18 protein-coding genes are annotated in these 21,564 nt (G+C 70.3%); 2 read left to right on the forward strand and 16 right to left on the reverse strand.

Going from position 1 to position 21,564, the window contains the following annotated elements:
- Window positions 1–94: 94 nt before the first annotated feature.
- Genes ACFZAM_RS17085 through pstC form a run of 4 tightly spaced genes read right to left on the reverse strand, consistent with a single transcriptional unit; the run spans window position 95 to window position 6,981 of the window.
- Entirely contained in the window at window positions 95–2,851 is a 2,757-nt protein-coding gene (locus tag ACFZAM_RS17085; RefSeq protein WP_391046810.1) for a hypothetical protein, read from the reverse strand.
- Window positions 2,848–4,644 (reverse strand): substrate-binding domain-containing protein, encoded by a 1,797-nt coding sequence (locus ACFZAM_RS17090; RefSeq protein ID WP_391046813.1) that lies wholly within the window; start codon window positions 4,642–4,644, stop codon window positions 2,848–2,850. The genes ACFZAM_RS17085 and ACFZAM_RS17090 overlap by 4 nt, the downstream gene beginning before the upstream one ends.
- Complete coding sequence (gene pstA, locus ACFZAM_RS17095; RefSeq protein ID WP_391046816.1) at window positions 4,644–5,951, reverse strand: phosphate ABC transporter permease PstA; 1,308 nt, start codon at window positions 5,949–5,951, stop codon at window positions 4,644–4,646. The genes ACFZAM_RS17090 and pstA overlap by 1 nt, the downstream gene beginning before the upstream one ends.
- A 4-nt stretch (window positions 5,952–5,955) precedes the next feature.
- Complete coding sequence (gene pstC, locus ACFZAM_RS17100) at window positions 5,956–6,981, reverse strand: phosphate ABC transporter permease subunit PstC (protein WP_355337106.1); 1,026 nt, start codon at window positions 6,979–6,981, stop codon at window positions 5,956–5,958.
- 574 nt (window positions 6,982–7,555) lie between these two features.
- Here pstC and ACFZAM_RS17105 point away from each other — a divergent pair.
- Window positions 7,556–8,047: a MarR family transcriptional regulator gene (locus tag ACFZAM_RS17105; protein ID WP_355337104.1), complete on the forward strand. Its 492-nt coding sequence runs from the start codon at window positions 7,556–7,558 to the stop codon at window positions 8,045–8,047.
- 68 nt (window positions 8,048–8,115) lie between these two features.
- Here the strand turns inward: ACFZAM_RS17105 and ACFZAM_RS17110 are convergent, their stop codons facing one another.
- Both ACFZAM_RS17110 and ACFZAM_RS17115 read right to left on the reverse strand, forming a co-directional pair.
- Window positions 8,116–8,475: a hypothetical protein gene (locus tag ACFZAM_RS17110; protein ID WP_391046820.1), complete on the reverse strand. Its 360-nt coding sequence runs from the start codon at window positions 8,473–8,475 to the stop codon at window positions 8,116–8,118.
- 39 nt (window positions 8,476–8,514) lie between these two features.
- Window positions 8,515–8,934: a nitroreductase family deazaflavin-dependent oxidoreductase gene (locus ACFZAM_RS17115; protein WP_355337100.1), complete on the reverse strand. Its 420-nt coding sequence runs from the start codon at window positions 8,932–8,934 to the stop codon at window positions 8,515–8,517.
- Window positions 8,935–9,105: 171 nt separating this feature from the next.
- Here ACFZAM_RS17115 and sigJ point away from each other — a divergent pair, with 171 nt between their 5' ends.
- Window positions 9,106–10,179: an RNA polymerase sigma factor SigJ gene (sigJ, locus tag ACFZAM_RS17120; protein ID WP_355337098.1), complete on the forward strand. Its 1,074-nt coding sequence runs from the start codon at window positions 9,106–9,108 to the stop codon at window positions 10,177–10,179.
- Between the two features lie 38 nt (window positions 10,180–10,217).
- On the opposite strand, the gene ACFZAM_RS17125 is transcribed toward sigJ, so the two are convergent.
- The 10 genes from ACFZAM_RS17125 to ACFZAM_RS17170 all read right to left on the reverse strand — a co-directional run bounded on the left by ACFZAM_RS17125 (window position 10,218) and on the right by ACFZAM_RS17170 (window position 21,554).
- The gene (locus ACFZAM_RS17125) at window positions 10,218–11,705 is read right to left on the reverse strand and encodes a cation:proton antiporter (RefSeq protein WP_391046824.1); all 1,488 of its coding nucleotides are present in this window, start codon (window positions 11,703–11,705) and stop codon (window positions 10,218–10,220) included.
- A 47-nt stretch (window positions 11,706–11,752) separates the two neighbouring features.
- On the reverse strand, window positions 11,753–12,127 hold the full coding sequence (locus ACFZAM_RS17130) for an antibiotic biosynthesis monooxygenase family protein (RefSeq protein WP_355337094.1): 375 nt from the start codon (window positions 12,125–12,127) through the stop codon (window positions 11,753–11,755).
- A gap of 70 nt (window positions 12,128–12,197) precedes the next feature.
- Entirely contained in the window at window positions 12,198–12,746 is a 549-nt protein-coding gene (locus ACFZAM_RS17135; protein WP_391046827.1) for a flavin reductase, read from the reverse strand.
- Window positions 12,743–14,110, reverse strand: a complete 1,368-nt coding sequence (locus ACFZAM_RS17140) for a cation:proton antiporter (RefSeq protein WP_391046830.1) — start codon at window positions 14,108–14,110, stop codon at window positions 12,743–12,745. Before ACFZAM_RS17140 ends, ACFZAM_RS17135 begins: the two co-directional genes overlap by 4 nt.
- Window positions 14,111–14,261: 151 nt before the next feature.
- Entirely contained in the window at window positions 14,262–15,770 is a 1,509-nt protein-coding gene (locus ACFZAM_RS17145; protein WP_355337088.1) for an FAD-binding protein, read from the reverse strand.
- A gap of 43 nt (window positions 15,771–15,813) precedes the next feature.
- Window positions 15,814–17,511 (reverse strand): tryptophan 7-halogenase, encoded by a 1,698-nt coding sequence (locus ACFZAM_RS17150; RefSeq protein WP_391046834.1) that lies wholly within the window; start codon window positions 17,509–17,511, stop codon window positions 15,814–15,816.
- 421 nt (window positions 17,512–17,932) lie between these two features.
- Entirely contained in the window at window positions 17,933–19,594 is a 1,662-nt protein-coding gene (locus tag ACFZAM_RS17155; RefSeq protein ID WP_391046837.1) for a DHA2 family efflux MFS transporter permease subunit, read from the reverse strand.
- Between the two features lie 174 nt (window positions 19,595–19,768).
- Window positions 19,769–20,584, reverse strand: a complete 816-nt coding sequence (locus ACFZAM_RS17160; RefSeq protein ID WP_355337082.1) for a dienelactone hydrolase family protein — start codon at window positions 20,582–20,584, stop codon at window positions 19,769–19,771.
- 50 nt (window positions 20,585–20,634) lie between these two features.
- A complete protein-coding gene (locus ACFZAM_RS17165) occupies window positions 20,635–20,877 on the reverse strand; it encodes a hypothetical protein (protein WP_355337080.1) in 243 nt (80 codons plus the stop codon).
- The gene (locus ACFZAM_RS17170; protein WP_355337078.1) at window positions 20,874–21,554 is read right to left on the reverse strand and encodes a nitroreductase/quinone reductase family protein; all 681 of its coding nucleotides are present in this window, start codon (window positions 21,552–21,554) and stop codon (window positions 20,874–20,876) included. The genes ACFZAM_RS17165 and ACFZAM_RS17170 overlap by 4 nt, the downstream gene beginning before the upstream one ends.
- Window positions 21,555–21,564 lie beyond the last annotated feature (10 nt).

Below are 21,564 nucleotides of genomic sequence, written 5' to 3' on the forward strand. Positions count from 1 at the left end.
ACTGAGACTCGGGGCGAACGACGTGTCTGGTGGGTGGCCCGGCGCGCGGGCCGGATCAGCCGCCCGGTCGCCGACGTGGCGGGCGCGGGCCGGTTCAGCCGCCCGGTCGCCGACGTGGCGGGCGCAAGCCGCGCAGCCGGGCGGGGACGGTCGGCCGCGGGATGGTGAGGGAGCGTCCGCCGGGCAGGCTCAGGCGCAGCGGCAGCCGGGTACCGGCGGCGAAGGGCGCTCCCAGCGCGGCAAGCAGCCCGAGGCCGGCCCCGATCGGCACCGCGAAGCGCAGCGCGGAACCGGGGTCGGAGGGCGTGATGCCGCCCGCGACCGGCACGGTCGCCGGGGAACCGGTCGCGGCGGTGGGACTGGGCGACGCGCCGGGCTTGCCGCCGGGGGCGGTGTGGCCGCCGGTGCCGCCGTCCGCGCTCCCGCTCCCGCCGTCGGAGCCGCCGGCCGTACCGCTGCCGCCGCCGTCACCGCCCGTGCCGCCGCCGGAGCCGGTGCCGCCGTCCGCGGCGCCCGGTTCGGTCTGCGGGGCGCCGGAGCCGCCGGGGCCGGGGGCCGGCTTCCAGGTCTCCAGGGCGGTCGCGGCCGTGGCCGCCTCGGCCCGCAGCGCGGACGGCAGCGGCGCGTAGCCGACCGGCAGCGTGCCGGGGGCGGTGCCGGGCACCTGGCCGCCGCCCGAGGCGTACCGCAGCAGGTCCGCGTACTGCTTGCGGGCGGTGGGCGCCAGTTCGGCCGGGCGGGCTGCGCCGTAGACCAGCATGCTCAGCGGGTAGACGCCCTTGGCGTTCGCGGTCGGGTCGATCCGCCGTACGCCGTCGGCGGCCTTCGCCTTGTCGGCGGCGGCCACCAGGGCGGCCCTGGTCGGTGCGGTGAACTCGCCCGCGGGGTTGCGCAGCCGGGCGGTCTGGAGGCCGAAGCGGGCGGCGGAGGCCGCGTCGGTGATGGTCAGCATGAAGCGCTGCCCGGCGACCTGCGGGCCCGGCGTCTTCCAGACCGGCGGGGTGGCCAGCGGGTCCCAGTTGGACTTCCAGAGCTGGTCGCCGCGGCGGGTGCGCAGCGCGCCGGTGTAGAGGTCGTCCACGTACGGGTGGAAGTCCGTCATCTTCTGCTTCTGGCTGTCCGGGGCGCCGCTGCCGGGCGGGACGGTCTCCCAGTTGTCGTTCTTGGGGAAGTCGTCGCGGTCGGCGGAGAAGGCGTAACCGGTGGGGTTGAGGTCGCCGTTGGAGCTGAAGAAGGGGTTGACGCGCATCCCCCAGTCGTCCGGCACTCCCGCGAGGAACTGCCGGGCCTGCCGGTCGGCCAGCACCCACGTCCACACCTGCCTGGCCAGGTCGCTGTGGCCGAAGGCGGTGATCAGGTCGGTGTCGGTGCTCGGGTTGGAGGCGACCGACAGGTCCGCGAACTCCTTGTTGTACGCGAGGAATTCGGGGTCGGTGAGCAGTCCGCCCGGATTGTGCAGCGCCCAGTCGTAGCCCTTGGCCGCGGTCAGCCGGGGTCCGCCGTCGTCGTATGTCGTACGGACCGCGCCCCAGGGCGAGTTGCGGTACGACTCGGTGAGCAGTTTGGCGACCAGCCGCGGGGTGAGGTCGAGTGAGCCGACCCGGGTGCCCGCGCGTTTCCTGACGTCGGCGGGCGCGTCGGAGCGGGGCTGGCGCTCGATGCTGAAGCCGATCACGGCGGCGGACAGCGCGACCGGCGCGTAGGTGATGGTGTCGGCGGGCCGGGTCTCGCCGGTGACCGGCAGGGTGGTGAAGACCAGGCTGTCGCCGGAGTCGGTGAGCTGGCCGCGCGCCTCGGAGTCGCCGACGGTGGTGTAGCCGAAGACCGTGCCGGTGCCGCAGAGCTTGGCCTGCCAGCTCCCCATCGCGTCGGAGACCAACTCGCTGCCGGTGGTGTCGACTTCCCGCGCGCCCATCGCGCAGGTCGCGCCGACCGGCTGGAAGTCGAGCCGGACCGCGATGCGGTTGCGCCAGTTCGTGGAGGACACCGGGGAGCCCGCGTTGACCTGGGTGCGGTCCTGGTAGGGCTTGCCGTCCAGGTCCAGGTGGCCCTGCGGGACGATCACCAGCCAGCAGGACCGGCCGGTGACGCTGCCGTCGGGGTGCTTGACCGGGGCGCCGCAGCCCAGGTGCGGGGCCTCCTCCTTGGTCTGCGCCTCGACGTACTCCTGCCCGGTGCCGTCGGCCCCGGTGCGGCCGAAGTCGATCTCGTTGGTGGTGTTGTAGCTGTAGAAGCGGTTGTTCTGGGTGTCGCTGGTGACGACGGTGCCGTCGATGGACTTGAACGGCACCTCGCCGCGGCCGAACGGGCGGCCCGCGCCGTACTTGTCGTCCTCGCCGTAGCTGCCGGGGTCCGCGCTGTACGAGACCTGCCGGGTGTCGTCCGCCTGGTTGCCGGGCCAGGTGTTACGGCCGGTGGTGGGCGACGCGCCGAACTGGCACTGGGTGCGCGGCGGTCCGGGGTTGCCGGGGACGGCGCCGTCGTCCTCGCCCCAGCACTGCATGATCTGGACGAAGTCGGTGTTGAACTGGGTGCCGGCGAAGGTGGTGGGCACCCCGCCGGTCCAGGACACGCTGATCGCCTGGTTGGCGAGGTCGCGGGTCTGGCTGACGCGGAAGCGCATGTCGGCGAATTCGCCGCGGCCGGAGACGGTCACGGCGGACGACTGGGCGGAAGGGCTCGACTGGGCCGCCCGCACCGACGCGGCCGACTGCGCGGCGACCGGCCGCAGGTCGGTCAGCAGGGCGGGGGCCGCCTGGGCCGCCGCCGCGCCGAGGACGGCGCCGAGCAGGGCGCCGGTGAGCAGGCGCCGGACGAGCCGGCGGCCGAGGGACTGTCGCGGGGTCGTCACGGCGTGTCCTCCTTGCGGTCGGTCGAGGCGGTGCGGTCGGCCGGGGCCTTGCGGCCGTTCAGGGCGCGGGAGGTGGCTGCCGGTGCCAGGACCAGCCCGACGACGAGCAGCGCCGCGAGGAGCATCAGGGTCTGGGTGCCGCCCCAGCCGTTGTGGCCGCCGACGGCGACCGGCTGCGCGAGCACGACCTGATTGCCGTTGCCGCCGCCGTTCGCACCGCCGTCGCCTGAGCCGCCGCCGGACGAACCGCCGTCCGGGGAGCCGCCGTTGGACGCGTCGACGGGCAGGCCGGTGTCCGGGTCGACGGCGCCCGAGCTGTTGCCGCCGCCCCCACTGCCCGAGCCGCCGGTGCCGCCGTTCCCCGTACCGCCGGAGCCGCCGCCCGAACCGCCGCCGCCCGTACCGCCGTTGCCCGAACCGCCCGTGCCGCTGCCCGAACCGCCGCTCGTACCGCCGCCGTTGGAGCCGCCGGACGATCCGCCGGAGCCGCCGGTGGACGCGCCGCCGCTGCCGGTGGTGCAGGGCGCGGCGCCCTGCTTGTCGCAGTCCTGCGGGAAGGGCGCCGACTTGGCCAGGGTGTTGGTGCCGTCGGTGCTGAAGGTCGGGTTGTGGCAGCCCTTGACGTTGATCGTCTGGGTCTGCGCGCCCGGGATGCGGCGGATCTGGTCGAAGCCCGCCTGCACCAGGTTGATCGGCAGCGGCGAGTAGCCGAGCTTGGGCGCGTACTGCTGGCCCTGGCACATGAAGTAGTACGAGAAGGCCGCCAGCGTGGTGCCCTTGGCCTGGGTGAACTGCCCCTGCACCTTGAGCGGCAGGATCATGTACGAGTAGCTGGACAGCGGATAGTTGCGCTTGTCGGTGTCGGTGTAGACGCCGCTGAGGTCCTGGGTGAGGTAGTCGGGCGAGTTCTTCTCGGTGTTGATCCGCGCCTTGACCAGCGAGACCGCGACGTTGGCGGGCGTCGGCTCGGTGTAGTAGCCCGCGTGGTTGAGCACCTTCGCGACGGGGAAGTGCGCGTTCTTGGCGTAGGAGTAGTTGACGTAGCCGATCGCGCCGTCGCCGTAGTCCTGGGCGACGTAGCCCGCCACGCCGAGGTCGCCCGCCTGGGAGATCATGCCGGGCACCGGCGGGTAGTAGGACGTCGAGCCGCAGGCGCCCGCGCGGCCCACCTTGGCGCAGTAGGTGTTCCACAGCGCGGTGTGCTGCTTGGCCATCCACAGCGTGAACTGGGCGCTGGAGCCCGAGCCGTCGGAGCGGACCACCGGCACGATCTTCTTGGCGGGCAGTCGCAGGCCGGGGTTGTCGGCGGCGATGGCCGGGTCGGACCAGTTGGTGATGGCGCCGGTGAAGATCTTGGTGACGTTCTCGCCGGACAGCCGCAGATTGGTCAGCCGCTTCCCGTTGACCTTGAGGTTGTACATGAACACCGTGCCGCCGGCCACGATCGGCATGTACGCGTAACTGCCGTTGGTCGGGTGCTCGGGCGCGGAGCCGTCGGTGGGGTTGGTCTGGAAGGGGATGTCGGAGACCGCGAAGTCCACCGTCCCGTTGAGGAACTGGTGCCGGCCGTCGGAGGAGCCGGTCTGCGCGTACTGGATCTCCATGCCGTACTGCTTGACGTTGCGCCGCCACTGGTCGACGGCGTTGAACGCCCAGGTCGATCCGGCGCCGGACAGCGGGACGTAGCTGTCGGCCGCGGCGGCGCGCTGGACGCCGGGGCCGAACACCGAGGTGACCAGCAGGGCGAGCAGGGCCATGAGCAGGGCGGCCGGGGCTGAGGTGCGGCGGGGCATCAGGAGTTCTCTCCGGGAAGCGGGGATCCGGCCGGGTCTGCGGCGGGAGCGAACAGCGAGGGGCGGGGGGCGCGCAGGTCGTCGAAGCGCTCGACGTCGCGGCGGGAGGCGCGGGCGGCGCGGCGGCCCTGGCGCTTGGAGAGCTGGCCGGGGCCGCGCCCGCCGATCAGCCGGGCGATGGTGAAGAGCACCAGGACCAGCAGCATCAGCACGGCCGCCGCGCCGAATCCGCGGGCCACCATGGCCGGTTCCGGGGATTTGACGAAGGTGAACACGGCCAGCGGCAGCGACAGCATCGGGCCGTTGGTGGGGTCGGCGTTGACCGCGGTGGCGTATCCGGCGGTGAGCAGGACGGGCGAGGTCTCGCCGATGCCGCGCGCGGTGCCGAGGATGACGGCGGTGGCGAGCCCGGAGCGCGCGGTGGGCAGCACCACGTGCCAGACGGTGCGCCAGCGGGGGGCGCCGAGCGCTTCCGCGGCCTCGGTGAGATTGCCGGGGACCAGGCGCAGGACGACGTCCGAGGCCCGGATGATGATCGGCAGCATCATCACGCTGATCGCGAGTCCGGCCGCGAGACCGGACTTGGGGAAGTGCAGGATCAGGATCCAGGTGGCGTAGATGAACAGCCCGGCCACGATGGAGGGCAGGGCGGTCATCGCCTCGACGATGGTCCGCACGAAGCGCGCGAACCGGCCGCGGGTCTGGTTGAGGTAGACCGCGCAGGCGATGCCCAGCGGGATGGTGACGGCCAGGGCGATGGCGATCATGATCAGGCTGCCGAGCATCGCGTGGGTGATGCCGCCGACCGTGATCGGGTCGAGCGGGCCCGCGAGCTGCATGTCCTGCGTGAAGAAGTTGCCGTGCGGCAGCGCCTCGCGCCCCCGCCACAGCGTGAAGCCGACGACGAGGACCAGGGCCGAGAACAGCAGTCCCGCGGCGGACCAGAGCACGACGGTCATGAGCCGGTCGCGGACCGCGGGTCCGTCGTGCTCCAGCGAGCACAGCAGGGCGTACGCGGCGAGGAAGACCAGGTAGGTGACGGCCGCGAAGCCCAGCGGGCCGGAGAGCGGGGCCAGTCGGCCGAAGAGGAGGAGGGCGGTGCACAGGCCGGTGGCGGCGGCGCCGAGGACGTTGAGCACCGCGCCGCGGGCGACGCCGCCCAGGGCGCGCCGCCGCTGCGCGGCGTCCGGGGCGTCGGCCGGCTGCCGTACGACGACGGTGGTGGCGGGCGCGGCGGCGGCCGTTGTGGCGGCGGCTGCGGCGGCGTGCGTGGCGGCGGTGGCGGGCTCGGCCAGAAGGTCCGTCATGTCGTCACCCCTCGCTCAGCGAGCCGGAGCGGGACCGCGCGACGATCGTGGACGCGGTGAAGTTGACGACCAGGGTGAGCAGGAAGAGGGCCAGGCCCGCGGCCATCAGCGCCGACATGCCGAAGTCCGAGGAGTCGCCGTAGTGCAGGGCGATCAGCGAGGAGACGGAGTTCGAGCCGGTCTGGAGGATGTGGGGCTGGATCTGGAAGACCGGGGAGATGATCAGGTAGACCGCGATGGTCTCGCCCAGCGCCCGGCCGAGCCCCAGCATCGTGCCGCCGATCACGCCGCCCAGGCCGTACGGCAGCACCACCGAGCGGATCATGCCCCAGCGGGTGGAGCCGAGCGCGTAGGCGCCCTCCCGCTCACCGGCCGGGGCCTGCGCGAAGACCTCGCGCATGACCGAGCACATGATGGGGGCCACCATCATCGCGACGACGATTCCGGCGATGAAGGTGGAGGCGGTGTACACGCTGGCGGAGGAGAGGGGTTCGCCCGGCTCGACGCCGTCCACGCGCAGGAAGGGCACCCAGTGGAACCAGGTGGACAGCCAGCGGGACAGGCCGATCACATGGCCCTGGAAGAAGAACAGGCCCCACAGGCCGTAGACGACGGACGGCACGGCGGCCATCAGGTCGACCATCGCGACCAGGGTGCGGCGCACCCGGCGCGGCGCGATCTCCGAGATGAACAGCGCGGTGCCGACCGCGAGCGGCAGCGCGAAGCAGACGGCCACGGCGGCGATCAGCACGGTCCCGGTGAGGACGGCGGCGATGCCGAAGTTGTGGACGTCGGGCTGCCACTGCGCGGTGGTCAGGAACGCGAAGCCGCGTACCCGCAGCGCCTGGCTCGCCCGTAGCAGCAGGAACAGGCCGACCGCCGCCATGATCGCCAGTACGGCGACACCGGCGGCCGTGAGCTGCCCGCGGAATATCCGGTCCCCGATCCCCTTGGCCGCCCGCAGCCGCCGGGGGGCGTCGTCGCCCCCGACCGACTCGGGCGTGCGGGACACCACTTGTGTGGATGTCACGTGTCGTTCTCCCCCCAGCGCTCCCGCGCGCCGAATGGCGTCGCGTTGCGAGGAGTGAACGGGGCCTCCATGGCCGAATGACACTGTTCACCTGAGGAGAAAATGAACAACAGATAGTGAGAAGTTGTGAGTGGCCTGTGGAGGTTGTCCAATGTCCGACAAAACTACCCATCTCCCGCTCGGTTGCCTTATGCACCTAGCAACTTGCCTGCCCAGAAGGGGTGTTGAGAGGGCGCTCGGCGCGCGATACGGGCGGGACCGGTGGTGTTGGCGGGCGATGTGAGCACGGAGGGTGACGAGCGACAGGGGGCTCGATCCGGCCACATTGGGGCACGAGCCCACGGTTGCCGGGAGGCGCACGCCTGCTACCGGCAACGGGCACCGCGCGAGGCGCGGAGGATTCGGGGAGAGCCCTACGAGTTTGTAAAGGACCTGTGAGAGGGTGTCCGCCTGAACCCCGCCGATATTCGCCGCCCGACCGGGGCCGAAGGCTCCAGCGGTCGACCAGCGGACCGAATCGGGGGTTGGGGTAGTTTCATATCTCCGCGTGCTATCGATGCGAGGAACGTTGCGTATGGATTCCACACTGCCCGGAGCCGCGTCGACAATACGGCGGCGGAGGCGACTGAACACGAGGATCAAGGACGCGCTGCGCGATCTCTCCGTCCAAATGGCGTTGCTGAACCATCGGGTCGGCACTCATCTCGGCCTGCGCGACGCCGACTTGGAGTGCCTGGACCTGGTCAGCCGCTTCGGGCCGATCGGACCGACCGCGCTGTCGAAGCACGCGGGCCTGCACCCGGCCACGCTGACCGGCGTGCTCGACCGGCTGGAGCGCGGCGGCTGGGTGGTCCGTACGCCCAACCCCAGCGACCGGCGGGCGGTCCTCGTCCAGGTCATCAAGGAGCGCGAGACCGAGACGGCCGAGATGTTCGCCGGGCTCAACAAGTCGATGGACGTGATCTGCGCGGACTACGACGACGCCGAACTGGTGCTGATCGCCGACTTCCTGTCCCGCGCGGCGCGGGCGGGACGTGAGGCGACCGACGAACTCGCCGACCGCTGACGGGCCGACGGCCGGCCGCCGGTCGTCCTCACCTCACCCGACCTCACAGGCCGCCGGCCGTCCTCACCTCACCTGCCGCCGGCCGCGCGGCGCTCCGGGTGCCAGCGCGGCGCCGCGTCCAGGCAGCCGTCGTACGGGTCGCCGGGACCCGGCAGGTCCTGGCTGCCGCGCAGCGCCCGCAGCTTGCGCAGCACGCCGGGATCGTCGAGGCCGCCGGGCCTGCGACGGGCCGCCGCGGCGACCGCGCGCGGGCCTGAGCCCTCGGTGGGCGCCGCGCCCTCCCACCAGTGCTCGCCGCGCCCGCGCCACCACTCGGACGACGAGACGCCGACGGTCGTCGAGCCCAGCGAGATCAGGGCGCGCAGCAGCCGGTCCCCGCAGAACCGGGCGGCGGCCCGGCCGAAGGCGCGCCAATTCGGTGCGGGCATGCGCGATCACTCCTCCTCACGCGTCTTCACCGATCGTGCTCAGACGCGCTCGGCCGTGACCCCGGTCCCGGTCTGCGCCGTGGTCTCGACGATCTTCAGCGAGATGAACTCGTCGATGCGCAGCCGCTGGAGCGCCCAGCGCAGCACGGCGGGGATGTCGGGGTTGTCGTCGATGTACACCTGCGGCGCGACCACCGGGACGCGCTTGCCGCGGGTCTTGATCTCACAACCGCCCGCGGCCACCACGTTCTTGACCCAGTCGGACTCCGCGCCGTACGGGAGGGACAGGATGAAGTGGCCGTTCTTCTTGAAGACCTTGACCGGCGTGCGGTACTCCCGGCCGGACTTGCGGCCCTTGTGGTAGACCGCGCCGAACCCCGGCATGGCGGGGAGGATCCGGCCGACGATCCGATTGCCGAAATACTTGTTCACGCGCGCCAGCCGCCGCTTAACGGACATGACTGTGCTCCTTCTTTGAGGGACTCGCACGGGGAAAAAGAACGGAGAAAAGAGAGAAGAAAAACGACAGCGGTCGGTAATAGCGCAACATCTTTACCGGCCGATGTCACACTCGGACGGGGGCCCTTCATCTCAGGTGACAGGAGCGCGCGTCACACTGGGAGGCCCACCATGTCCGACAACCCGGCGGAGCTGCCCGACGACACCGCCACACGGGTGTTCGTGGGTCATCGGGAGTTACTGTTCTCGGTGGTCTACAACCTGCTCGGCAGCGTCTCGGACACCGAGGACGTCCTTCAGGAGACCTGGCTGGCCTGGGCGCGGAGAGTCCGCCAGCCGCACGCCGAGGAGATCGACAACCCGCGCGCGTACCTGGTGCGGATCGCGGTCAACCAGGCGCTCGCCCGGCAGGCCACGATCAGCCGCCGCCGCGAGACGTACATCGGGCCCTGGCTGCCCGAGCCGTTGATCACGCAGATTCCGGAAGCGCGGAACACCCCGCAGGCGGCGCAGGCGACGGACGCCGCGGAATCCGCGCTGCGCAACGAATCCGTGTCCATGGCACTGTTGGTCATTCTGGAGACGCTGACTCCGCTGGAACGCGCGGTGTTCGTGTTGCACGAGGTGTTCGGTTACGCGCATACCGAGATCTCCGAAATTCTCGGCCGCAGCCCGTCCGCGATTCGCCAACTCGCGCACCGGGCCCGCGAACACGTCCAGGCCAGGCGGCCCCGCTACCAGGCCGACCCGCACCTCCAGCAGCAGGTCACCGAGCGCTTCGTGGCCGCCGCGCTCGGCGGCGACATCGCCGACCTGATGAGCCTGCTCGCGCCGGACGTGACGATGTGGACCGACGGCGGCGGCAAGGTCCGCTCCGCGCTGCGCCCGGTCACCGGCCGCGACAAGGTCGCCCGGCTGCTGAACGGTTACGCCACCAGCCGGCTGCCGGAAGCCCTCGACATCCGCTACCGGCACGTCAACGGCGACCCGTCCGCCGTGGTCTTCTCCGGCGACTCCCCCTACGCGGTCATGGTCATGGACCTCAATCCGAGCAACGACCAGGTCACCGACATCTATCTGGTCACCAACCCGGACAAGCTCTCCCGCGTACGGCTGGACGGTCTGGACGACGGGGACGAGGACACGGCCGCCGGACAGATCGAGGCCGCCGAGCCGAGGAAGGCGATCGAGCCCGGCGACGACGGCCGCGACGGCCGCGACGAGTCCGGACCGCGGGCGGGCTGAGCCGAGCGGCTGTCCCGGCCCTCCCCACGTGGGGCATGTCACGTGGGGTGGACCGGGACGCCGCGTTCCTGGGTGACGGGGGTATCGGCGGCCGGATCGGATTCTCCGGCGTCCGCGAACCCGTCGGTCAGTCCGTCGGTCAGGCCGTCCGCGCGTGCGTCGGCGAGTTCGTCAGGCCGCCCGTCCGTACCCCCCTCGGGCACCCCTTGCAGGGCCAGTACCCGCTGCTCGCGCAGTTCCTCGTCCGCCGTGCTCTCGATCCGCTTCATCGCGACCCGCAGGATCGGCGGAGCCATCAGGGGGGTGAGGATCGCGATCAGCACGATGATGCTGTACATCGCGGTGGTCAGCAGGCCGAGCCGCACGCCGACCACGGCGATGACCACCTGGATCACCCCGCGCGCGTTGATCCCGGCGCCGAGCGCCAGGGCCTCCCAGCGGGTGAGGCGGCTGAAGGCGCTGCCAATGAAGGCGCCGAGGAATTTCCCGGCGACGGCGATCGCCAGCGCGGCCAGTCCCCACAGCGCGATCTTCGGACGCGTCAGCGACGTCAGGTCGATCCGCAGCCCGGCGAGCGCGAAGAATAGCGGGGACAGGAAGGACAGCACGGTGGCGTTCAGCGGCTCCAACTGCCGTGCCTGCGCGTCCGTGCCGCGCGAGCCGATCAGGATGCCGCACAGGAAGGCGCCGAACACCGCCTCGAAACCGAGCGCCTGGGCGCCCGCACCCGACAGGACGAGCAGGATGACGGTGGCGGAAATGGTCACGCCGCGCGAACCGGAGCGCTCGGCCCAGCGCAGCACCCAGCCGACCAGCCACCGGCCGCCGGTCAGCAGGACGACGATGACGACGGCGAGGTGCCACAGCGGGGTGGCGATCTCGCCCGCGCCGACCCCGGTGGTGGCCATCGCGGTGACGACGGAGACCAGCAGCCAGCCCACGGCGTCGTCGATGGTGCCGACGACCAGGATCATCTGGCCGACATTGCGGTGGATCAGCTTCATGTCGACCAGCACCCGGCCGATCACCGGGATCGAGCTGACGCACATGGCGACGCCGACGAACCAGGCGAAGACCGCCGGATCGGCGTCTCCCGGCCGCAGTTCACCCGGCAGCGCGTAACCGAGCCACACCCCGAGCGCCAGGGGCAGCAGCAGGGCGGCGGCGCTGACGCCCGCCGCCTTGCCGCCCTGTCTGCGGACCACCTTCAGGTCCAGGTGCATGCCGGTGAAGCCGACGAGCAGCAGCACGCCGAGCTGCCCGACGGCGTCCAGCAGGTGCATCTGGGTGGGGTCACGGGGGAAGAGCCAGCCGGACAGGCCCGGCGCCACGTGCAGCAGGAGCGAGGGCCCGAGTAAGACGCCCGAGGCCAGTTCTCCGACGACGGTCGGCATGCCGAGCCTGCTCGCCAGCCGCCCCAGCACGAGTGCCAGGACGAGCAAGGCGCCGATCTGGAGCAGGAACACCAGCAGTGTGTGCTGCGGAAGGGGATCGACGGTTTCCGCGGCGATGCTGATCGCACTCATCGAAGAGCTCCTCACTGATGCGCGGTGGCCGGGTCGGCGGACAGGCCCTAGGCCACGCAGATCCCCTGGACGGCGACCTTCTCCGCGATGAACGGCCGCGCGAGCAGACCGTCGGGGTAGGCGCCGGCCTTCTCCTGGAACTCGGCCGACATGAAGGCCGCGAGCAGCGAGGAGGTCGACTCCCAGATCGCGATGTTGACCAGGGTGTTGCTGCCCGCGGTGCCGCGGTGGAGCTGGGTGGAGATGCAGCCGTCACAGGACTTCATGTAGGCGGCGTCGAGCGCCCAGCTCTCCAGGGTCTTGTCCATCTGCCCCTCGGGCACGACAAGGGTGTTGATGAGTACGACGGTGCCCGAGTCCTCCTGCTGGAGCTGGGTCTCGAAGGAGACCTTCGGGTCGACGGCCTCGAATGCGAACGCCATGGTGTGTCCTCTCGTCGTCATGGGCGGTGCGTGACGTGACGTCACGTGGATGGCTGACGTGCGGGTCCGCTCAGCCGTCGAAGATCGGGTGCGCTCCCCGCGGCTCCTCCTCCAGCGCGCCCAGGGAGCCGCGGAAGAAGATGAGCGGTTCCTGGTACTCGCGGGGCACGCCGAGTTCGACGACGCGGCCGACGAAGATGGTGTGGTCGCCGCCGTCGAACTCCTTGTCCAGGCGGCAGGCCAGGAAGGCCAGTGCCTCGCTGAGCACCGGCATGCCCTCGGCCGAGTGGTGGTGGGGCACGTCCTTGACCGCCGAGGTGTCCTTGCCCGCGAAGGCGCGGGCCAGCGGCTCCTGCGGCCCCGACAGGAAATTCACCACGAAGGAGCCGGCCTCGTCGATGACCGCGCGCAGCCGCGACTCCTTGTGCAGGCAGAACAGCACGAGCGGCGGGTCGAGCGAGACGGAGGTGAACGAGTTGACCGTCGTTCCCTCCGAACGCCCTTCCGCGCCGCTGGTGATGACGGTGACGCCGGTGACGAACAGGCCGCACACATTGCGCAGCAGCCTGCCCTCCACCGGCTCCGGCTGGTGCAGCACCTGATCGGAGGGCGCGCTCACGAGCGCCCCTTCTCGCCCGCGGCCGCGGCCCCGGCGACGGCCCCCGCCTCGGCCTTGCCCGCCGCCTCCGCCTCGCCGACCTCGACGCCCACCGTCGAAGTGGCCATCAGCTCGCTGCTCTTGGGCAGCAGCGGACCTGCGAGCGCGGTCGTGACCAGCGCCATGATCACCATCATGGTGAACATCTGGCTGTCCAGGACGCCGAGTTGGACGGCGGTGTTGAGGATGATCAGCTCGGTCAGCCCTCGGGTGTTCATCAGCAGGCCGAGCGCCCTGGACTCCCGCCAGGACAGGCCGAACAGCCGGGCGGGCACCATCGCGCCGAGCAGCTTGCCCGCGCAGGCGACGACCAGGATCGCGGACAGTTCCAGGTACTGCCGGGCGTGCAGGCCGTTGATGTCGACGCCGAGGCCGGTGACGATGAAGAACACCGGCAGCAGGATCAGGCTGACGTGGTCGAGCGGCTTGCGCAGGTGCTCGGCGAGCTGGAGCGCGGGCTCGCGCGGCATGATGAAGCCGAAGAGGAAGGCGCCGAAGATGCCGTGGATGCCGATCCAGGTCGTCAGGTAGGACGACAGGAAGGTACCGGCCGCCATGACCACCAACAGGGCCCGCCACTGCTGGCGTTCGCTGAAGAACCTGACCACCGCGGCCAGCGCGGGCCGCACGAGGACGAACATGCCGAGCACGTAGGCCGCGCTCAGGCCGAGCACCTGGAAGAGGTCACCGGCGCCGCTGGAGGTGACCAGCGCGGAGACGTACGCCAGCATGCACCAGGCGAGGATGTCGTCCACGGCGGCGCTGGCCAGGGCGAGGGTGCCGACCCGCGAGTGGGTGAGCCGGTTGTCGGTGAGGATCCGGGCGAGTACGGGGAAGGCCGTCACCGACATGGCCGCGCCCATGAACGTGGAGAAGGTGACGAAGGAGATGTGGTGCCCGGCCACCGTGTTGTGGTGCGGGTAGAGCAGCGCGGCCACCGCGACGCCGAGTCCGAAGGCGCAGGCGACCGAGGAGAGCGAGACCGACGCGGCCAGACCGCGGTGCGGACGCAGCATCCGCTTCTCGAACTCCCAGCCCACCATGAACATGAAGAGCATCAGGCCGACGTTGGAGACCGCGGACAGCAGCGGCCGTACGTCGGCGGGGAACAGCTTGTGCGACAGGTCGCCGGGCAGCAGCCCGAGCAGGCTGGGGCCGAGCGCGATGCCGGCGAGGATCTCGCCGATCACCGCGGGCTGGCGGACCCGCTTGGCGAGAGTGCCGAGCAGCACGCCGACCAGCAGGACGAAGGCGATGCCCGCCAGCATGGTGGCGACCTGGAGGTCGTTGTGGGGCGCGAGGCTGTGCAGCGCGATGCTTGTCATCGCAGTCCTCCGGGGACGGGAGCGGCTGGGAGATGCGGACTCGAGCGGTACGCGTCCGGGCGGTGTCCGGACGCACGACAGCGGGGTGGCACGGAAGTCCGTGGCCACCCCGCTGTCGTGAGAGGGATGTCGCTGTGTCGCCGTCAGGCCCCTAGCGAATGCTCTGGGCGAACCTGAAGGCGCCGTGCGGGTCGTAGCGGTGCTTCACGGCGGACAGCCGCGGGTAGTTCTCGGCGTAGTACGCCTGCCGCCAGTCGGGCAGTTCCGGGTCGATGAAGTTCTGGTAGGTCTCACCGGAGGACTGCCGGTCGATGACGCGGAAGCCGCTGTCGACGAACGCCTGACCCGCCGCCCTGCCCGCGGAGTCGGCGGCGTCGGGGGACCCGATGTCGACGAGGAAGTTCACCGTGAACAGCGCGTCGCGGTGGACGAACGCGGTGTCGGTACGGCGTAAATCCCTCACCGCCCCGCCCAGCGGGAGCACTTCCATGAGGTGCGCCTGGCCGGGTACCCGCAGGGTCTCGAAGAGCGCCGCCGCGTTGTCCCACACGCTGCGCGACGGCAGCCGGTTGAAGAACCGGCTGCGCTGGAGGCCGAACGCCGACCGGGGAAGCGTGCCGCCGGGCGTGGTGTCGGCCCGGTGGCAGGCGGTCACATCGGCCGCGCACCGGAAGAAGCCCATCATCAGCGGCTGGTACGGCACGACGCTCGCGGGGGTCTGGCTGGCCGGTGCCCCGGTCAGCGCCACCAACCGGGCGACCTCGCTGGTGAGTTCGGCCGTGGTGCCGGTGGAGGCGACGAAGACCATGACGTTGACCGGCGCGCCCGGCGAGGCGTCGAAGAGCTGGAGGAAGGCGCCGCCGCTGAGCGTGCGGGGCGCGTTCACGGACCAGCGCGCGTACCCGTCCAGGACGTCGGCGGCCTTGTCGAAGGTCCAGTTCAGATTGACCACGGCGAGCTGCGAGACGTTGACGGTGGTGATGTCGTACGAGGTGACGACGCCGAAATTGCCGCCGCCACCGCCGCGTATGCCCCAGTAGAGGTCCCGGTTCTGGGTGGGTGAGGCGGTGACGACGTCGCCGTTGGCGAGCACCACCTTCGCCGAGGCGATCCGGTCGGAGCCGACGCCGTAGGAGCGGGTGAGCACGCCCAGGCCGCCGCCCTGGTAGAAGCCGCCGACGGCGACCGTCGGGCAGTAGCCGCCGATGATGGCCTTGCCGTGCGGCGCGAGCGCGTCGATGGCGTCGACGCCCTGGACGCCGGTGCCGACGGTCACCGTGTTCTGGCCGACGGATATGGAGTTGAGCCCGGAGACGTCGATCACCAGGCCGGTGCTCGTGGAGTACCCGCCGCCGCTGTGCCCTCCGCTGCGCACGGCGAAGGGTATGCAGTTGTCCTGCGCGAACTTCAGGGTCAGCGCCACATCGGCGGCGCTGACGCAGTAGGCGACGGCCTGCGGGTTGATCACGTCGAACTGTTGCAGGTCGAGTTGCTTCGCCGTCGTGTAACCGGAGTCGGTCGGCAGGACGAGCCGGCCCTGGAGGTGCGCGCGCAACTGACTCCAGGGTGCCCCGCTGCCGGCGAATCCGGCGGTGGCCCCAAGTCCTGACAGAGCCACCGCGGTCGCGCCCGCACCGAGGACTTTTCTGCGACTGATCATGGTGCTGTTCAACTTTCGGTCAGATGGAAATTGCCGGGCGGGGTCAGACGAACTTCTGCCCACGCAGACCGGACCGCACAATTCCGCTTACCATGTCGCGACCCAGTTCGCGCATCTCGCCCGGAGCCTTGAAGTTGGCCCAGTACATGAACTTAGCCATCATCGCGGTGGTCGGGTACACGAATTTGATTTCTGGGTCCTCCCATCCGAAAACGGGGTTGAGTTCATCCGAAGCACGGAGACTGTCCATGATCAGCTTGGCCGCCGCGTCGCCGTCGATGTCACCGGCCTCGTACTTCTCGCAGGCCTCCGCCATGATTTCGACGGTTTGCTTGAAATCCGGGCTGTTCGGCCACCAAAGACCCGGATTGGGGGTCTTCTCCAAATCGTCCAGCCATTTCACGTCGCCGCTCTCCTCATACCGCGCCCGCGCCCGGATCAACCGCAGCGCGCCGGGCGTGAGATAGGAGCCCCAGACACGGAACACCGCGTTCCACAGCGGGAAGTGGCTGAAGGAGATGTAGGAGCTGTTCACCAGTTCGTCGTTGAAGTGCAGCAGGCCGCGCTCGACGTCCTCGACGTACTGGAATCGCTCGTTGGCGAAGTCGTCGTCGTCCAGGGCGGGCAGCAGCCGGGAGCACAGGGCGTAGACGACCTCGAAGGTGTTGGACAGACCGCGCGAGAACAGCGGGTCGAGGAAGCCCGCCGCGTGCGACATCAGGCACCAGCGGTAGCCGATCGACTTGCTGGAGCTGTACTGGAGCCGGTCGGTGGAGACCCACTCGCGGACCCGCGTCGCGCCCTCGAACTGCCGCTTCACCGCCGGGTACTGGTCGAGGAAGCCCTGGAACTCCTCCTCGGGGGTGCGGTCCTTCGGCTTGGGATACGTCCGCTCGTCCATGGTGAGCCCGATGCTGGTGATCGGGTTCTTGGAGTCCTTGTGGTTGTTGAACGGGATGATCCAGAACCAGCCGCGCTCGATCATGTGGTGCAGCGTGCCGCCGTGCCAGGGCGCGCTGGCCGGCGGGCGCAGGCTCTCCGGGTGGTGGCTGACCTCGTCGAACGGCTTGATGCCGATGTAGTGGGTGAACATCGACCGGGAGTGGTGCTTGAAGCGCGCGGGCTTCTCGCGCAGGTCGAACTTCTCGGCCAGCAGGGAGCGGAAGCCGCTCGCGTCGATCAGGTAACGGGCCCGGAAGACCTCGCCGTTCTGCCCCGTGACCGTCACTCCGAAGTCGTCGAAGTCAAGGTCGGCGACCCGCCAGTTCTGCCGCGTCGTGGTGCCGTACTTGGCCGCCACGTTGAAGAAGTACATATCGGTGTCCTGCCGGAACAGGTGACCGGCCTCGGTGAGCGCTTTGGGAATGACGAACATCGTGGCGTCGCGCGGGTCGGGCTCCTGGCCCTTCTCGTGCTTGATGAAACCGAAGCTCTGCTTCTTGCCGTGGGTCGGGCCGATGTTCTTGGTGACGGCCTTGACGTCCAGCAGGTGCTTGATCTCCGGTACGTCGAAGCGCACCGCCAGGATGTGCAGCCACTCGATGAGTTGCGGGGTCATCGACTCGCCGATCGCCATCCGGGGATGGGTCGCGGCATCCACCATGACCACGTTCTTGCCCTGCCGGGCGAGGATCGCCGCGCTCACCGAACCCGCGAGGCCCGACCCGATGATCAGGACGTCGCAGTTCTGCGTCTTGGAGGCGCTGTTCACCGGAACGGATTCCTTGGCTTTGCTGGGCACGGAGCGCCCCTCTCTCTCCGGCGCGGACGGCGCGGAGAATCAACGACGGGTGTGTGGCCGAATTCCCAGGGCACACGCGGGCATCTGAAAAAGGGCGTGCAAAACAATCGCCGGGCCGACCCCGATGGGTCGGCCCGGCGATCGAGAAGAGGTGACCAAGATGTGAGACGTGGCGGCGTCGCAGCGGTGGTCCGCCGGCGTCAAACCGCAATTGGGCATACTTCTACTGCCCAATAAAGCGTGACACGCGGCGACACTCGGTGTCAACCCCGGTAATGGTGTACCGGAAGTGACGCGAGTGCCGCCGGTGTTATTGTCCGGACTCTCCCGACCCCTCCCTAAAGGGCAACTCACCCCTCCCTAAAGGGCTACTCGGAGAACCGCGGGAGCTTGCCGATGGAGGGCTTTCCCGAGGGGTGGCCTACCGGTGGGCGGCTCCGGAATCGGCCGCCGAATCCGCCGCGGGAGACCCCGCGCCGTCCGTCTGACCGGGAACGGCCGCACCCGACTCCGGCGTGGCCGACTTCTTCGGCCCGACGATGATCAGGCAGGCGATCACACCGACGAACAGCACGGCCATCGGCACGTACATGGTCGGCTTCATGGCGTCGACGAAGCCGTGCCCGAAGACCGCCGCGGCGGTGTCCTGGATGCGGTGGGCGATGTCGGCGGGCACGTTCGACGGGAACTTCATGGCGCTGCTCGACTGGCCGCCGACCTCGAGGTGCTTGCCCGCGTTGTCGAAGTTCTTCAGGAAACCGGCGCGGTAGTCGGACGGCACGGCGCCCGCGCGCTGCGCCGCCTGGTCCTTGAGGGAGGAGGCGAGCTGGTTCTGGAGCACCGCGCCGATGACGGCGCCCGCCATGACCGAACCGACCTGCCGCAGCGCGTTGTTGACGCCGGACGCGGCGCCGGTGAGCTTGGGCGGCACATTGCGCATGACCTCGGTGGCCATCGGCGTGAAGGTGCAGCCCATACCGGCGCCGACGATCACGACCGGCGCGATCAGCCCGGTCCAGCTCTGGCCGACCTCGACGGTCCGCACGATCCAGAAGACACCGCCGATGTACGCGAGCAGACCGCCCATCAGGATGTACTTGCCGCCGAACTTCTCGGCCAGCACACCGGAGGGCCCGGCGGTGAGCATCGAGCCGACCGCCATCGGCACCAGCACGCCACCGGCCTTCAGCGCGCTGAAGCCGAGCACCGACTGGAGGTAGATGGTCAGCGGCAGCAGCAGGCCGACGACGCCGAACGAGACGGCGATACCGACGAAGTTGACCACCGAGAAGTTACGGTCCTTGAACAGCACGAACGGCACCAGCGGCTCGTTGTCCTGCTGACCGCGCTGGTAGACCAGGAAGATCGCCAGCACCACGACACCGGCCGCGATCGTGCCCCAGATCGCGCCGTTCCAACTGTACTTCTGGCCCTCGATCAGACCGAAGGCGAGCAGGAACAGGGCGATGGTGGTCAGGACGACGCCGGGGATGTCGAAGCGGTGCCGCACCGTACGCGCCGCGGACGGCATGAACATGAACGAGGCGATGATCGCCAGCACACCGATCGGCACGTTGACGTAGAAGATCCAGCGCCAGTTGAGCTTGGTGACCAGCAGGCCGCCCAGGCTCGGTCCCGCGACCGACGCCAGGCCCGCGACCGTGCCCCAGATGCCGAGCGCGACACCGCGCTTCTCGTCGGGGAACACGTCCGCGATCATGGACAGGGTCTGCGGCAGCAGCAGTGCCGCGCCGATGCCCTGGATCGCCCGGAAGATGATGAGCTGGGTCGGGGACTGGGAGAGTCCGCAGGCGAGACTCGCCAGGGTGAACAGCGCCACACCCGCGATGAACAGGTTCTTCTTGCCGACGAGGTCACCGAGCCGGCCGGCGGTGATCAGCAGGACGGCGAGCCCGAGGGTGTACGCGTTGACGACCCACAGGATCTGGTCGAGGGACGCGTCGAGGCTGTCCACCATGTCGGGGATCGCGATGTTCACGATCGTCAGGTCGAGCAGGGTCATGAAGAATCCGAAGGACAGGATCGCCAGAATGACCCACGGATTACCACGCCATTTGTTCACGGTTCCTCCTTGCCGCGCGCGTCGGGCCGCACGGCGTTGCACGACCCACAGCCCCTTGCCCCCCAAGAGGTGAGCGGGGGCCGTGGGTGTGACATCGGTGGGACGGTCGAGACGCAACCGTCACCGAGGAGGTCCGCGAGTCCCGGCCGCGGGGGCCGGTCCGCCGGACGGGCCCTAGAGAGCCGCGGGCGCCAGACGCTCCCGCAGGAAGCTCACGACCCGCTCCCGCGCGGCGTACGCCGGGTGTCCGGGGATCTCGCGCATCTCCTCGGTCAGTACGGGGTGGGCTCCCTTGGGGAAGCCGCCCTCGTTGCCCTTCGAGGAGTCCAGTTCGATCACCTCGAAGGCGTCGCCGAGACTGCGCCGCAGGGTGTCGAACCTGGCCCGCGGGGACGCGCTGTCCCCGCTGAAGCGCATGCCCAGCACGCACAGTCCGCTGTTCTTGGTACGGCTCACCACCGTGTCCAGCTCGCCCCGCGAGAGGCCGGGGTCCGCGGACCGCTTGGCGCTGACCGGGAACGGCACCGCGGGCTGGGCGACGACCGGCGCGAGCACCACGTCCTCCACCGCGGCGGCCAGCGCGAACCCGCCGGTGAAGCACATGCCGACGATGCCGACACCGGGCCCGGGGGTTCGCGCGGCCAGATCCCGTACCAGCGCCCTGAGGTAGTCCGCGACCGGCCGCCGCGCGTCGACGGCGAAGGCCCGGAATTCGGCGGACACGCAGAGCTTGGCGACGGTGGACAGCGTGTAGGGCGTGGAGTTCTTACGGCCGGGCCGTCCGAACAGCGACGGCATCGCCACGGTGAAGCCCTGGTCCACCAGGTGGTCGGCCAGGCCCAGCACCTCGGGCGTCATGCCCGGAATCTCCGGGACGAGCACCACTCCCGGCCCCGCGCCCTTCTCGTACACGTCGTGGGTGAGCCCGGCTCCCGTGAACGGGGCCGCGCGCCAGCCGGTGAGATCAGAGGTCGGTGCGGTACCGGTCACGAGGGGTTCTCCTTCAGACGGTTCTTCGGCCCGGGCGGGCGGACGGGCGGTCAGCCGCCCCCGGACTCCCGTCCCTGCCGCGCCCGGACGGCGAGGACGACGAAGGTGGTGATGCTCGCGATCAGGTCGATGTGGTCGATGGCGTGCGGCGACCCGTTCGCCCTGCGGATCTTCTTGGTGACGGCGAGGAAGTTGGCGGCCAGCGTACCGACCGTGACCGCCGTCCGCAGCGGGCTCGCTCCCCGCGCGGCGGGCGGCCCGGACCGACCCGCCCGCGGCCCGGCGGCGCTCACCGTACGGCGTCCGTCTCGCCGTCCGACGGCGCCACCGCCGCCAGCATGTCCTTCGGGGTGAACTTCACCACCGGGAGCAGGCGGCTGGCCCGGTTCTGGAACTCGTTGATGAACGGCAGGACTTCGGAGTACTTCGCCCAGATCCGGTCCCGCTCGGGGCCCGACAGGGTCTCGGCGAGGGCGACGATCTGCTCGCGGCCGATGTTGATGGTCACCTCGGGCGTGGCCTTCAAGTTGAGGTACCAGGCCGGGTGCAGGCCCTTGGGGCCGCCGGGGATGTCGAAGTGGCCGGGCACGGCGACCGCGTAGAAGAAGCCGCGCTCGTAGATGTAACCGACCGGCACGACACGCTCCTTGCCGGTCTTGCGGCCCAGCGTGTGCAGCAGCAGCGCGTCGAGGTTGCCCATCTTGCCGCCGATGCGGCCGTTGGACCGCTCGTACAGCCAGATGTGCACATTGAGCGCGCCCTTGCTGAGCGACTTCTGCACCTTCTTCGGCGGCTTGGAGTAGATGTAGACGTTGACGCGCATGAAGGCCCGCGTGATCGGGCCCGCGTCCAGACCCTGGTCAGGACGCGTCGTCCTGAAGGACGACAGCGCCTCGGTGTCCTGGATCACCGAGGTGTCACCCATCGGCTCGGCCATCGAGTCCTCCATGGGCTTCGGGGTGGTCTGCATGTGTGGTGCC

Source organism: Streptomyces sp. NPDC008079 (assembly GCF_042957385.1).
Taxonomy (GTDB): Bacteria; Actinomycetota; Actinomycetes; order Streptomycetales; family Streptomycetaceae; genus Actinacidiphila.